Source organism: Arthrobacter sp. NQ4, assembly GCF_029077345.1.
In the GTDB taxonomy this organism is placed as follows: Bacteria; Actinomycetota; Actinomycetes; order Actinomycetales; family Micrococcaceae; genus Arthrobacter.
Genome location: NZ_JARETC010000001.1, coordinates 198,477 through 211,513 on the forward strand (window position 1 = coordinate 198,477; position 13,037 = coordinate 211,513).

Genomic DNA, 13,037 nt, shown 5'->3' on the forward strand with positions numbered 1-13,037 from the left:
CGGCGGATGTACCGTCAGGCGTTGGTTCGGCGCTTTAGCCAGCCCCAGACGCCGGTGGCGACGAAGAGGACCAGGCCGATGATGGCGAGCCAGAGCAGGCCCTTCACCACGAAGCCGACGATGGACAGGATGAGCCAGATGACCAGCAGGCCGATGATGATTCCCATGGGCCCCACTCTAGGCCCCCACAATCCAATCGGGCCGCCCATCGGTCCCGCGTTTTGCCACGTGGCATTTTGCCCACTGGACTGCCCGCAGCGTCTGCCTCCGGCCGGCAGTGTTGGCTTGGGTCAGGCCGCGGTGACCCGCCCCGTGCTTCCGTCCACCATGACGGCCTGCCCGTCGGCCAGGGTGCTGGTGCCGTTCCCCGTGCCCATGACGGCCGGGATGCCGTACTCCCGGGCGACGATCGCGGCATGGGAGCCGGCGCCGCCCAAATCCACCACCACCGCAGCAGCCCGCTGGAACAGTGGGGTCCACGACGGGTTGGTGTAGGGGCAGACCAGGATTTCACCGCTCCTGAGCAACCCGAATTCCTCCGGGCTGCGGATCACCCGCACTGTCCCCGTTGCCTGGCCGCGGCTGGCAGGCATGCCGCTGGCCAGGACCCCGTGCGGCCGCCGGGAGTCCGCGAACAGGGAAACGGGGTCCAGCAGCGGGATACCCTCAAGCTCCCTGCGCTTGGCAGCCCTTGCCAGCACCAGGCGGCGGTACCGTTCCCGGTCGTCCGGTGGCAACGCCCCGCCGTCGGGCATTGCGGCCAGTTCCTCGAAGCGCAGGTGGTTGACCTCCTGAGGGTCCGCCAAAACTCCTGCGATGACCAGGCGGCGCCCCAGCTCCAGCAGCGCCCGGCGCAGGGGCGGCAGCACCTTGGTGGCATGGAAGTGGCTGTCCTCCCGGAACGCCATCCCGGTTTTGGCTGCCTGGACAGTGGACAGGACGTGGCGGCGGAGGACAGCCACGCGGAGGGCAGGATGCCGCATCAGGTCCGCGAGCGCCTCGCCGGTCTGGTCCCGGACCGGCGGGCGATCGCCCATCATCGACGTGATGAGCCCGAGCACCACCTCGGGCGCGTCCGACCACGTGGGCGCGCTGCTGAGCAGCACACTGACCGTTTCGCGGTGGCCGTACTCGGACAGGAAACCGTCGAACGCGGACCGGAAGCCGGCGAACTCCTGTTGGTGCTCAAGGGCAGCCAGCAGTTCGCCCGGTGCGAGGCTGCTGAAGGCCTGCTTCAGGGCCGGGCTGGTCCTGACCTGGTCAGCCAGATTCCCGAGCGCCGTGTTGGCCTGGCTGGTGCGGGTCTCCGCACCGGCGATGAGTGCGGGTGCAAGCTTCAGTTTGCCCAGTGGGAGGAGCAGCAGGCGCAATTCCAGTTGGGGAAGGAGTATCCCGGGAAAGTACGAGATCCTGAGTTCGGTGATCCCCCGCATTGTGGTGAAGGCCTCAGTGGCGAGCGAAACGACTCCCTGCCAGGAGAGCGTGCGCGGGTCCTGGGCCGCCAGCCTGCTGACGTTGTCCAGAAAGGCCGTAAACCTGCTGTCGAGGGTCCACCGGGAAGGGTCGTAGCGCCTGGCCCGGCGGATAAGGGCCAGCGGCGCTGCCAGCGTCCGCAGGGTGGGCCGGGGTACCGGCGGAACCAGCCGCACCACCACACCGTCCTCTTCGGGCAACAGTTTCTCCACGGGCGGGAATGACACACCCACGCTGCCGGCTATGCCGTGGAGCATGGCCAGGATGCCGCGCTGCATCCATCCGGAGACGTCCAGGGGGTAGGGGCGGACCTGGAACATCTCCAGCAAAAAGGGCGCCAGCAGGCGCTGGATCGGGTTGAGCCGCAATGGCTGCGGGGGCAGGGCCGTTATGGGCCGGGCCTGCACCAGGAATATACGGCGGCCGGCAATCGCCCATTCGATGTCCTGGGGGCGGCCGAAATGGTCCTGCACGCCCACCGCCAACCGTGCCAGCTCAGCCGCCTGGCCGCTCCCGAGTCCGCGGACGGGCTCCCCTGCCCCAACGGACCTCTGGGTGCCGCCTTCGGTCCCTGCCCGGATAACCACCTCATGCCGGCCCGGCCTGAAGGCGCGGATCCCGCCCGCCCGGTCCAGGACATACCGTTCAGGGATGACCTCGCCTGCAACCACCGCCTCACCCAGACCGGGGCTCGCATCGATGAGGATTTCGTTGCGCTCACCAGTTACCGGGTTGGCGGTGAACATGACGCCCGCCAGGTCTGCGCGCACCATTTCCTGGACGACGACGGCCATGGCGGCGCCGCCGGGGTCCACACCCTGCCTGCCGCGGTAGGCAATGGCCCGGTCCGTCCACAGGGACGCCCAGCAACCCATCACGGCCTGGACCACCGCCGTCTCGCCATGGATATTCAGGTAGGTGTCCTGCTGCCCGGCGAATGTGGCACCTGGCAGGTCTTCGGCGGTGGCACTGGAACGGACCGCCACTGGACTCCCGCCCAGGCCCGCATAAGCCGCGGCAATGTCCTTGCGGACACGGTCCGGCATCTTTGCCTCCGTGAAAAGACTGCGGACCTCCGCCGGCGGGGCGCCTGCCTTGAGCAACCGGCCCAGCTCGCCGCCCACCCCGGATTCCTCCAGCATGGCAAGGTATGCCCTGGTGGTCACTACAAATCCGGGCGGAACCGGAAAGCCGGCGCGGACCAGTTCGCCAAGGCTGGCGCCTTTCCCACCGGCCAGGGCGACGTCGCGGGCACCGAAATCCCCCAGGTTGCCGACCGTCGTCCCATTCATTCCGGGGCTCCTGACACTGTTCCGCCCGCTGCTCACTCCACGCTAAGCCCCCCGGACCGGGCACACAACAACAACCCAGCCGCCGGCGTTAGGCATGTATGGACGGGAAGCCGGCGCGGGTGTATACCGATGGAAGCCGCGACCGCGGGCGGGGTGAGGGTCGGATTCCCAGGAAGACGAAATGGCCAAGCGCATAGTAGTTTGCTGCGACGGAACGTGGGCAACCCCGGACCAGGCTGACGACGGGCAGCCGTGCCCCACCAATGTCACAAAGCTCGCCCTGGCCATCGCTGCGGCCGGCAAGGACCAGGACGGCACCGACATTGAACAGAGGGTCTTCTATCATCGCGGCGTGGGCACCGGACGCCAGGGCCGTCTCGGTGGAGGCGCGTTCGGCGCAGGGCTCTCCTACGACATCCTCGCCGCCTACCGCTTCATCATGGGCAACTTCCAGCCAGGGGATGAGCTGTTCCTGCTGGGCTTCAGCCGCGGCGCCTACACAGCCCGCAGTACCGCTGGACTGATCAGGAACGCGGGCATCCTGCGCCGGCGTTTCCGTGGAAGGCTGGGCGCCGCCTTCAGCCTTTACAGGGACCGGACTGCCACCACCAACCCGCGTTCGGTCGAAGCCACGCTCTTCCGCCGGTCCTTCTCCCACGAGACCCGGATCCACTGCATCGCGGTCTGGGACACCGTGGGGGCGCTCGGCATCCCGCTCACCGGGGTACCTGTCGTTGACAGGTTCAACCGCAGGTTTGCCTTCCACGACACGGCACTCTCCACTACCGTCGACAACGCGTTCCAGGCCTTGGCAATTGATGAAAAAAGGAAACCATTCGCTCCGACGCTCTGGCAGCCGCAGGACGACGCGGGAACCCAGAGACTGGAACAGGTATGGTTCACCGGAACGCACGGGGACGTAGGCGGCGGCAATCGGAGCACCCTGCTGTCCGACGTTGCCTTGTCATGGATCGTTGAACGCACCCGGAGCGCAGGGCTTGCCTTCCGGCCCGATGCCTCCGGGGCCGCGGCAGGGGCGCCGGTTGAGCCGTACAACCAGTACGCGCCGATCCAGGAATCCCGCGTTGGTTTTTGGAGAATGCTGCCTGCCTACGTCAGGCCCATAGGGTCAACCGATCCGGCACACGAACGGGTGGCAGAGTCCGCTCTGAAGCGGCATGATGGCGATCCCACCTACCGGCCGTCCAACCTTGTCCGCTATCTGGGGGAAAGGCCCGGCACTCCATCCCTGTCCTGAGGGGGCGGGCCGGTCACCCGCCGGAACCGGCCGGGTGCCTGCAAATGGTGGAGCTAAGGAGATTCGAACTCCTGACCTCTTCGATGCGAACGAAGCGCTCTACCAACTGAGCTATAGCCCCGGACGTATCCGCGCCCTGGCGGACTGCTGCCCGCCGGTGCGAGACCGGTGTCCCTAGGCTACAAATTTTCCCGGCTCAACGCCAATTGACGCGCGCAGTGGGCGGCGGAGGAAGGCAAGGCGCTGCCGGGCCCTATGCGCGGCGGCGCTGCAGGACGTCGTCGAGGTTGCTGAGGGCGCTTTGAGCCTTGGACAACTGCTGTGCTTCCGCTGCAGCAGCCGTCTCTGCCGCGGGCGCTGCGGAAGCGCCCTGCTTCAGTGACGGCTTGCCGACCGCCTTGGGCGCTTCGGGAAGCTCAAGCGGCTTCGGCTCGGGACGCTCCGCCTTTGGGGCTTCCACGTACACGGGCTTGGGGACTTCCACCGGCTCCCAGGGGGTGCTGGCGGGGGCGGCCGGAGCAACTGCCGGTGCGCTGGTGTCGCCGGCAGCCACGGCAACGGCGAGGGCGGCTTCGCGAAGCTCCATGGCGGTGAGCGGTTTGACCTTCGGCTCCCCCGCCTCGGCGTCGAAAAGCCGGCTTTCCGGCAGCACGGGGGCGGTTTCGGGCTTCGCAGGCAGGGCGACGGCGTCTTCCGGACGGCGCGCCGGGGCGCTCATCGCGGAGCGGAAGGCGGCGTCCACCTTCGCCTTGCGGTCACGGATGGCGAGCCAGCGCAGCAATGCCACGGATGCAACCGTCAGCAGGGTGCAGGTGAGCGGCAGAGCGGGCGAGCCGATGCCGAAGGGAAGCAGCACACCTGAGATGAATGCAGTCACCAGGGAAAGGAGTCCCACAAGGGCCAGGCCAGTGCGGCCGTAGCGGATGCGGAACGGCGCCGCAGGTGGGGTGCTTGCAGTGCCGGCAAGGGATGCGGCACTCTTCCTGGGTTCCATTGCTTTCTCCTGCTGGGCGGCGACGTTCAGGACCAGGCCGGCATGCGGATCCGGCCTTTCATCGGCGGGGGCGTCTGCCAGGAACTCGCCGGCGGGCTGGAACTGATGCCTGCGGTTCCGGAGGACGTAAGGGGCAACCCATACAATCCAGAGCGCGACGGCAACCACAAGGATCACTGAGCTGCTAAGGGGGAAGTCCACACTCAAAACCGTATGAGCATCATGCCTGCTCAGGCCGCATTAGCTGCGGTGTGTCGTGCCCCCACTGGCAAACCGTTGGATTTATGACCGGCGCGACGCCAGCCACGGACCCAGGAGGCCTTCCGGGACCTCTTCGGAGGTGAGGGCGAACGAACGGTGGTCCGCCCATTTGCCGTTGATATGCAGGAAACGGGGACGGTACCCCTCGTCCCGGAACCCCAGCTTTTCCACCACCCGCAGGCTGGGTCCGTTCTCGGGCCGGATGTTGATTTCCATCCGGTGCAGGCCAAGCGTACGGAAACAGTGGTCCGTTACCAGCGCCACGGAGGTGGGGGCTATCCCCCGTCCCGCCCGGGATTGGTCCACCCAGTACCCCAACGTTGCCATCATGGCCGAACCCCAGACGATGGAAGACACCGTCAGTTGGCCCACGATGGCCGGATTCCTCAGGCCCGGCCTCCACTCCGTGATGACGAAGGGCAGGGCGGTAGCCTGTGCAGCCTGCAGGTTGAGCGAGCGGACCATGTGCCGGTAGTCGGGAAGTCCGCCGGACGGGTCCGGGTTGGAGGCCTCCCACGGTGCCAGCCACTCACTGTTCCGTGACCGGACTTCTGTCCACTCTTTCTTGTCCCGGTACCGGATGGGCCGCAGGACCAGGTCGCCGCACTCGAGGGTAGCCGGCCAGATGGGACCTGTGCGCACGGCGCTACCGGGAGAGGCCGGCGGTGAAGCCCGGCAGCCATTCCCGCAGGCCGGGCCCCAGGTCATCGCTGTCGATGGCCAGCTGGACGCAGGCCTTGAGGTAGCTGAGCTTGTCGCCGGTATCGTAACGGCGGCCCCGGAACACCACGCCATACACGCCATGTCCCTCGCCGTCACCGGAGGCGAGTTCCTGCAGGGCATCCGTCAGCTGGATTTCGCCTCCGCGGCCCGGCTCCGTGTGCTCGAGGACTTCGAACACGGCGGGGTGCAGGACATACCGCCCGATCAGCGCCAGGTTGGACGGTGCTTCCTCGGGCGAGGGCTTCTCGACAAGCCGGTTGACGCGGACATAGTCCTCGCCGTCGATGGCCTGGACGTCGGCGCAGCCGTAGGCGCTGATCTGGGAGGGTTCCACCTCAATGAGGGCGACGACGGACCCTCCGGTTTTCGCCTGCACGTCGATCATGGTGCTGAGGAGTTCGTCGCGGGCATCGATGAGGTCGTCGCCCAGCAGCACGGCGAAGGCTTCATCGCCCACATGCTGCTTCGCCCGGAGCACGGCATGGCCCAAGCCATGGGGATCGCCCTGCCGGACGTAGTGGATGTCACCCAGCTGGCTGGCGGCCTGGATGGACGCAAGCTTTTCCGTATCGCCTTTGTCCTCAAGGGTCGATTCGAGGGACGGCACCCTGTCGAAGTGGTCTTCGAGGGCCCGCTTGTTACGGCCGGTAATCATCAGGATGTCGTTGAGGCCCACATGGACGGCTTCCTCCACCACATACTGGATGGCAGGCTTGTCCACGACGGGAAGCATTTCCTTGGGCATGGCCTTGGTGGCTGGCAGGAACCTGGTGCCCAGGCCCGCTGCGGGAATGACGGCTTTGCGGACTCTGGGTTTACTGGTGTTCACCGGACTAATCTAACGTCAGCGTCAAGTATTTCAGTAACCCCCGGCACCGAAGGCCGGCACGCGGCCTCAAGGCGCGGAACACCGGACTTCAGGGAGGACAATATGCTGCAGGAGACAAACGCCGTCAAGGACGGGATCCGGGCTACCCACCGGCAGCGGCGGGCAGGCCTGACGCCGGCGCAACTGGAAGCTGCCGGCCAGGCCCTGGCCACCCATGGGGAAGCCTGGGCTGGATCGGTGACGGAAGGCCGTCCCGGGATAGCATGCGTATACCTTGGCGTGGGTCAGGAACCACCTACCCTCCCGCTGATCAAAGCCCTGCACCGCAGCGGCCACCAGGTCCTGCTTCCGGTGTGCGAACCGGCCAGGGAGTTGAGCTGGGTGTTCTGGACTCCGGACACCGGCTTCGAGCGCAGCAGGTACGCGCCCATCCTGGAACCCACGGGGCACCGGCACGGGCCCGAAACCGCCGGCGACGCCGCTGTGCTTTTCATTCCCGCCACAGCCGTGGACCTGGCCGGCAACAGGATTGGCCAGGGCGGCGGCTACTACGACAAATTCCTGGGGCACCTCGCTACGGCCGGGAAGGAAATCCCGCTGGCCGCTGTTATCTACGAGGATGAATTGCTGCCCGCCGGACGGATCCCGGCCGAGGAGTTCGACCGTCCGGTCCCGGCCGTCCTGGTCCCTTCCGGGTACCGGCCCCTGGCGGGCGGCGACTGAGCACGGGCGTTCCGTGCACAGTGATAGAATTAGCACTCAGGCCCTGCGACTGCTAATGGTTTACCAGGAGGCAGCACGGGACCTCTCGTTTGCCCAAGAGGAGGAGCACCAGTGCCAACATATGCTTACGCCTGCAAGGATTGCGGCCACGCCTTCGACATCGTCCAGTCGTTCTCGGACAGCAGCCTGACGTCCTGCCCTGAATGCGAGGGCACGCTGCGCAAGAAGTTCAACAGCGTCGGCGTCGTCTTCAAGGGCTCCGGCTTCTACCGCACGGACTCGCGCGATTCCAAGGGCAGCTCCGTTTCCGCCGCGCCTGCAGCGGCTCCGGCCGCGCCTGCTGCCGCCCCCGCCGCGCCGGCGCCCGCAGCCGCCGCGAGCTAATCCGGCACAGACTTCACGACGGCGGCCGGCGCTTTCCAGCGTCCGGCCGCTTTTGTCCACATAGGCCTTATCCCGGCTCCCTTGCGCGTGCGCCCGGAGTTAGCGTGGGCGCATGCCCCTTCTTCCCCGCCGCCGTGCCGCCCTCCGGTATTCTTCGGGCCCCGCAGGCGCTGCCCGCAGCCCAAGGAACCGCCCCCTGCCCGCGCGTGTTGCCGCCTGGTTGAGCCGGAACCGCCGGCTCGCCGCTGCACTGTTGCTGTGCGCAGCTGCCGCCATCGCCGTCCAGCAGCTCACTCCTGCCCCGCTCTCCACCGCCACCGCACTGGCCGCAGCCCGGGATCTTCCTGCCGGGACCGCCGTGACGGACGCGGACGTGGTCCGAGTCCAGGTGCCCCCTGGCATGGTGGCCGACGGCTTCCTCCGGGATGACGCCGCCGCCACCGGCAAACAGCTCGCCGCACCGATGCGCAAGGGCCAGCTCCTCAGCGATGCCCAGCTGGTGGGTCCCGGGCTCCTGGCGGGTACACCGCCCGGTTCAGCCGCAGTTCCACTGCGGATGGCGGATGCCTCGTCGATTCAGCTGGTCTCCCCCGGCCAACTGGTCAACGTTGTGCTCACATCGGCCAACGGGTTCGACCAGCAAGGCCCGTCGGAGGTACTGGCGTCGGCCGTCCGCGTGCTCTGGACCTCCAACAAGGGCGGCCAGAGCGGCCAGTGGCTGGGCACCACGGAGACCGACGGTCTGATCGTGGTGGCAGCCACCGCCGAACAAGCATCACGCCTGGCCGGAGCGTCAACCCATGGCCGGCTGTTCTTCGTCCTGGTCGGCCCGCCGTAAGCTTGCGCCGGTCAGCCCCAGTGCGGCGGCTTCTGTTCCTTCAACCACGTGTCGTGGTCATCCTCCCGGTCACCCCAGCTGCGGGCGTCATCCTCTGCCGCCTTGCTCGGGAGGATCTCTTCAGTGCCGCCTGTTACCGTCCGGGGCGCCGGTGCCGTTTCGGCCGGGCCTGCAGGAACGTCCCCGCCGGTTACTGTTTCTGCCTGCCCGTCCCGGAGCTCATCCTGGCGCATGTCTTCCTCGCGGCCGTCTTCCTCAAGCCTGCCGTGAGCAGGTTTCTTTTCCTCGGTCATGGATCCCGCTTCCTGGTGTCCGCTGTCACCGGTCCGGCCTGCGCCGGGATCCCCGGGCAGGTAGGAAACTCCGGCGGACGGCGCGGCGTCAATTCCATTGAGCGCCTGGTCAACGTCGTCGTCAAGGAAGCCCGCAGACTGGTGGGTCCTGCCCGGCAGCACCATCTTTTCCAGGCCCAGGTAGCCGGCAATGCGGTCTGCGCAGGACGACGGGTCCGTGAACACTTCGATGGTCCACAGCGGCATGTACCGCCAGCCAAGGCGTTCCAGCAGTTGGGGACGCAGCCTGCTGCGTTCCCGCACGCTCATGGTGCGGTACTGCGCAGTGCCGTCGGACTCGATGGCCACCGGCCTCGGGATGTCGGAGTCCTCCTGGCCCATGGTATTGAGGGGGTCGGCGGCTGCCACTACATCGATTGCCCCGTCGTATTGGTGCCAGACCCTGGCGCCCCGGGCACGCAGCCGGTCACCGAGATCCGCCACCAACGGGTCCGCGCCCAGCGCCTGTTCGCTGGCGGCGGCGCGGGACGCGGGGGTGCCAAGATCCGTGTTGCCGGAAATTTCCCGGTCCAGCAGCGCGTACAGGTCCACCGCCCCGTGGGTAAGCCGGGTGTGGTCCAGGTCCTCGGGCCGGAAGCACGTAAGTACGTGCAGGGAACGCCGGGCCCGGGTCATGGCCAGGGCAAACTTCTCCCGGCCGCCTTCAGCGGACAGCGGCCCGAAGTTGTGGAGGGCACGGCCGTGCGGGGTCCGCCCGAATCCCGGCGAGAAAATGACATGGTCGCGGACCAGGCCCTGGGCACGTTCCAGGTCCACCACGCGGAAGGACTCCGGGCCGGCGCCGAAGAATCCGGCCAGGCCCGGCTGGTTGGACAGCTGGAGCCGGATGGACTCGCCAATCCTCGCGGCGTGGCGCAGGCTGGCGGTGACTACGGCGAGGGAGGTCCGCGGACGCAGGCGGGCGTGCTCGAAGACCAACTCCACTACGCGGTTGACCTCGGCAACCACGGACTCCACGCCTTCGTGGTCGGCACTGGGAAGGCCGGTGCCGTCCGGCAGGTATTCCACCAGCAGGGACCGGTCCAGCCCCGTGGCCGACTGGCCCTCGGGCAGCCGGCGCAGGCCGCCGTCGTAAAAGTTCTTACTGAGCTGCAGGACCAGGTCCTCGTCCACTGCGCGGTACACCACGTTGAGGCGCCACACCGGCAGCACTGCGGAGAGCGCGGTAAAAGCGCTCTCGACGCGGTGGTGGGCAGACTCGCCGGGTGCAAGCCGCTCCACCCCAACCGTGAACGTCCGGGGCGTGGCGATGCGCGGGTCGCCGAAGGCGATCACCTGCCGTGCCCGGGCAATCGACGGCAGGACGGCCTGCAGGGAGGTGGCCTCCGCGTCGAGGATCACGACGGCGTCGAAGTGCTGTTCTGCCGGGAGCAGGCCCGTCATCAGGTACGGGCTGACGGACCAGACCGGGACGAGTGTGCCGATCAGCTCAGGTGCCTGGGCGGTGAGGGAAGGCAGGGACACCCGGCCGTCCTTGAGCAGGCTGCGGAGCAGGTCTGCCTGGCGCGGCTGGGCAGCGATGGCTGTCCGCCACCGTTCCGCGAGGTCCCACCGCAGGCGGGCGGCGCCGCTGGCAATGTGGGCGTTGTCGGCCAGCCGGTACTCCGCTTCCAGCTGGCGCAGGGCGTCGCCGTCGGACATCGCCAGGTAGTCGTCGCCGCTGATCATTGCCTCAAGCGCGGACTGCCACCACGCCAGCTCCAGCTCCGCGGCGACGGATCCTTCCGGAACTTCCCGTTCTGCGAGATCGGCCAGGAGTTCACCCAGGCCATGTTCGCGCATGTTCTCAATGAGGAGTGTGCGTTCGGGCAGCGTCTTGAGCGTATCGGTGTCCGCCACCAGGCGGTCCAGCCGGTCCATCAGCTGCGCGTAGGGCACCGTGGCCAAAGCCCCGCCATCTTCGGTGTGCTGCAGCGCCTCGCCCAGCTGTGCCAGCTCCTGGTCCAGTGACCGGTACATGGCGTTCATTTCGGCCAGGCCGGAGGGAACAGCGGGATGGCGCTGCGTGGTGGCGTAGCCAGCCCAGAGGGCACGCTGTTCCTGGACCAGCACCAGGGACGAGTGCAGGTCCGCGATGTGGACGCCCGGGCGCACGTATTCCTTGGCCACCCTGCGCAGCCTGGAGCGCTGCATGGCGGTCAGCTCGATGCCGCGCTCCCGCCGCCACGCGGACGGCGCCGTGGCGGAGATCAGGTCTGTCACGGGCCGGTCGAAGATGTCCGGAGTGAACTTGTCCAGGCTGCCGCGGACGGCAACCAGCAGTTCCAGCTGCTCTCCCCACTCCGCGAAGGACTCGCCCAGGCGGATCTCGGCGTGCTCGGCAACGGCGTCCATGCGGTCGCGCAGGACGGGGAGGCTCTTGGCCACCGAGCGGACCAGGTCCTGGGCTTCCTCGGTTTCCTTCCGGGTCAGCAGCCGGGCGCCGTGCCAGGGGCTGGTGGTGGCCGCCTTGCTGAAGCTGCCCAGTTCCGCGGCGCGCCGCAGCCTGCCCGCCAGCTCCTCACGGTCCCGGATGCTGTCCAGGACGCTGCGCTTGAGCCGGACGGTGGTGGCCGGGGCAGGATGGATCGAGGTGAGCTCAGCGAGTGACTGCATGGCCTGGTACGGCGAGCAGCCCCACCTCTCGCGGACGTTGTGGAGCGATGCCACGTGGTCCATCAGGGCGTGCCGGTGTTCGGTCAGGGTGGCGTGCAGGTTCCCCAGCTGGGGTTCCAGGGACTTTTCATTGCGGACGATCGCCCGGACCAGCTGGCCTTTCAGCTGTTGGGCGGTGACGTTCCCGGTCAGCTGGAAGAGGATGGACTCCAGGCCCAACGACTCCAGGTGCCCCGAAACCTCGTTCAGGCTGGCGCGGCGATCGCCCACCACCAGCACGGTCTTGCCGGCATCCACCAGGGCGCCGATGGTGTTGATGGCCGTCTGGGTCTGGCCGGTCCCGGGCGGGCTGCTGACCACCAGGGAGTCTCCGGCGCGGGCAGCATCAACCACGTACTGCTGGTCCGTGTCGGCATCCAGCAGCAGCAGCTCGTCCTCGGGGTGCCTGTTGTCCAGGTGCGGGAAGCGGGTCGGGTCCGGTTCCTCAACGTCCACCACTTCGCCTCCGGCGGCGGTGGCCAGCGCAGAGACGATGGGGTGGGAATCGTTGATCCAGGGGTCGTCGAGGTTGCCGGAGAGATCCGCAAAGGTGGAGACCAGCAGGTTGTGCTGGGTTTCAGCGCCGTGGATGGGCCGGATCAGGGTGGCCAGCCGGTCCAGGACGGGCTGGGGGTCGAACCGCGCGGTGCTGTAGGCCAGGCGGGTCACGGCGTTGACGTCGAACACGATCCCGTGGATGTTTTTCAGGTGCCGCACCAGGGCCGGGTTGATCTGCGCCTGTTCGGTCAGCTGCAGTTCGAAGTCGTCCTCCCCGGGGCGCACCGTCAGGGAGATGGCGGTCAGCATGACCGGGGCTGACACGCGCTGGGGTTTGCCCCCGACGGCGGATGTCCACACCACAGTGCCCGCCGACAGGTATCCGGCGTCGATGCCGCGGTCGTTGGCGAGCTCGAAGATCTTTGACCGGATGTTGCGCGACGCCCTCGCGGCCACCACATACTGCTGCCGGTCACGGATCAGGGTGGACAGGCGTGTGCGGCGCCCGGCCATGAGCTGGGCCAGCCCCGAGGGGTGTGCCGAGGTGAGGTCGATGGAACCTTCCGGCGTCTTGGTGAAGCGGAGCATTGTGTCCGCGCCGGTGACGGGTTTGAGCCCGGACAGCCATTTACGAAGCTCTTCCGAGCCTTCCGGGTGGCCTTGACCAACTGACACTTCTGCCTTCTTTTCTGCGTTTGCACGTGACGCCCTGGACCATACCGGCATAGATTCGAGAGTAGCCGCTCCGGCGCCGGACTTGAGCGACCGCAACACTGG

At 67.7% G+C, this 13,037-nt stretch carries 10 protein-coding genes and 1 tRNA gene; 4 read left to right on the plus strand and 7 right to left on the minus strand.

The annotated features are described in order from the left end of the window. Positions 1 to 14 precede the first annotated feature (14 nt). Complete coding sequence (locus tag PUN51_RS00880) at positions 15 to 167, minus strand: hypothetical protein (RefSeq protein ID WP_018760353.1); 153 nt, start codon at positions 165 to 167, stop codon at positions 15 to 17. A 123-nt stretch (positions 168 to 290) separates the two neighbouring features. Continuing rightward, positions 291 to 2,765 carry a PEP/pyruvate-binding domain-containing protein gene (locus tag PUN51_RS00885; protein WP_275179591.1) on the minus strand — a complete coding sequence of 825 codons (2,475 nt, stop codon included), beginning with the start codon at positions 2,763 to 2,765 and terminating at the stop codon, positions 291 to 293. Positions 2,766 to 2,946: 181 nt separating this feature from the next. On the opposite strand from PUN51_RS00885, the gene PUN51_RS00890 reads away from it, so the two are divergent. After that, on the plus strand, positions 2,947 to 4,023 hold the full coding sequence (locus PUN51_RS00890) for a DUF2235 domain-containing protein (protein WP_275179592.1): 1,077 nt from the start codon (positions 2,947 to 2,949) through the stop codon (positions 4,021 to 4,023). Positions 4,024 to 4,068: 45 nt separating this feature from the next. Here the strand turns inward: PUN51_RS00890 and PUN51_RS00895 are convergent. The 4 genes from PUN51_RS00895 to galU form a co-directional block, all read right to left on the minus strand. Further along, positions 4,069 to 4,144 (minus strand) — tRNA-Ala (locus PUN51_RS00895). A gap of 132 nt (positions 4,145 to 4,276) precedes the next feature. Then, positions 4,277 to 5,194 (minus strand): hypothetical protein, encoded by a 918-nt coding sequence (locus tag PUN51_RS00900; RefSeq protein WP_275179957.1) that lies wholly within the window; start codon positions 5,192 to 5,194, stop codon positions 4,277 to 4,279. 105 nt (positions 5,195 to 5,299) lie between these two features. Continuing rightward, positions 5,300 to 5,920, minus strand: coding sequence for a GNAT family N-acetyltransferase (locus PUN51_RS00905; RefSeq protein WP_159631445.1), 621 nt, complete (start codon positions 5,918 to 5,920; stop codon positions 5,300 to 5,302). A gap of 4 nt (positions 5,921 to 5,924) precedes the next feature. Beyond that, on the minus strand, positions 5,925 to 6,830 hold the full coding sequence (galU, locus tag PUN51_RS00910; RefSeq protein WP_159631444.1) for a UTP--glucose-1-phosphate uridylyltransferase GalU: 906 nt from the start codon (positions 6,828 to 6,830) through the stop codon (positions 5,925 to 5,927). Between the two features lie 102 nt (positions 6,831 to 6,932). Between galU and PUN51_RS00915 the strand changes: the two genes are divergently transcribed. The 3 genes from PUN51_RS00915 (at position 6,933) to cpaB (ending at position 8,775) form a co-directional block, all read left to right on the plus strand. Continuing rightward, the gene (locus PUN51_RS00915; protein WP_275179593.1) at positions 6,933 to 7,553 is read left to right on the plus strand and encodes a 5-formyltetrahydrofolate cyclo-ligase; all 621 of its coding nucleotides are present in this window, start codon (positions 6,933 to 6,935) and stop codon (positions 7,551 to 7,553) included. A gap of 111 nt (positions 7,554 to 7,664) precedes the next feature. Then, positions 7,665 to 7,937, plus strand: a complete 273-nt coding sequence (locus tag PUN51_RS00920; protein WP_275179594.1) for an FmdB family zinc ribbon protein — start codon at positions 7,665 to 7,667, stop codon at positions 7,935 to 7,937. A gap of 112 nt (positions 7,938 to 8,049) precedes the next feature. Further along, the gene (cpaB, locus tag PUN51_RS00925) at positions 8,050 to 8,775 is read left to right on the plus strand and encodes a Flp pilus assembly protein CpaB (protein ID WP_275179595.1); all 726 of its coding nucleotides are present in this window, start codon (positions 8,050 to 8,052) and stop codon (positions 8,773 to 8,775) included. An 11-nt stretch (positions 8,776 to 8,786) separates the two neighbouring features. Here cpaB and PUN51_RS00930 read toward each other — a convergent pair whose 3' ends face one another. After that, the gene (locus tag PUN51_RS00930; protein WP_275179596.1) at positions 8,787 to 12,986 is read right to left on the minus strand and encodes a DUF4011 domain-containing protein; all 4,200 of its coding nucleotides are present in this window, start codon (positions 12,984 to 12,986) and stop codon (positions 8,787 to 8,789) included. Positions 12,987 to 13,037: the final 51 nt, after the last annotated feature.

What these genes read in the sequence shown, in the direction of transcription:
- PUN51_RS00885 (WP_275179591.1), bottom strand. Translation starts at nt 2,765, where the DNA reads ATGAATGGGACGACGGTCGGCAACCTGGGGGATTTCGGTGCCCGCGAC.
- PUN51_RS00880 (WP_018760353.1), bottom strand. Translation starts at nt 167, where the DNA reads ATGGGAATCATCATCGGCCTGCTGGTCATCTGGCTCATCCTGTCCATC.
- PUN51_RS00915 (WP_275179593.1), top strand. Translation starts at nt 6,933, where the DNA reads ATGCTGCAGGAGACAAACGCCGTCAAGGACGGGATCCGGGCTACCCAC.
- PUN51_RS00930 (WP_275179596.1), bottom strand. Translation starts at nt 12,986, where the DNA reads ATGCCGGTATGGTCCAGGGCGTCACGTGCAAACGCAGAAAAGAAGGCA.
- cpaB (WP_275179595.1), top strand. Translation starts at nt 8,050, where the DNA reads ATGCCCCTTCTTCCCCGCCGCCGTGCCGCCCTCCGGTATTCTTCGGGC.
- PUN51_RS00890 (WP_275179592.1), top strand. Translation starts at nt 2,947, where the DNA reads ATGGCCAAGCGCATAGTAGTTTGCTGCGACGGAACGTGGGCAACCCCG.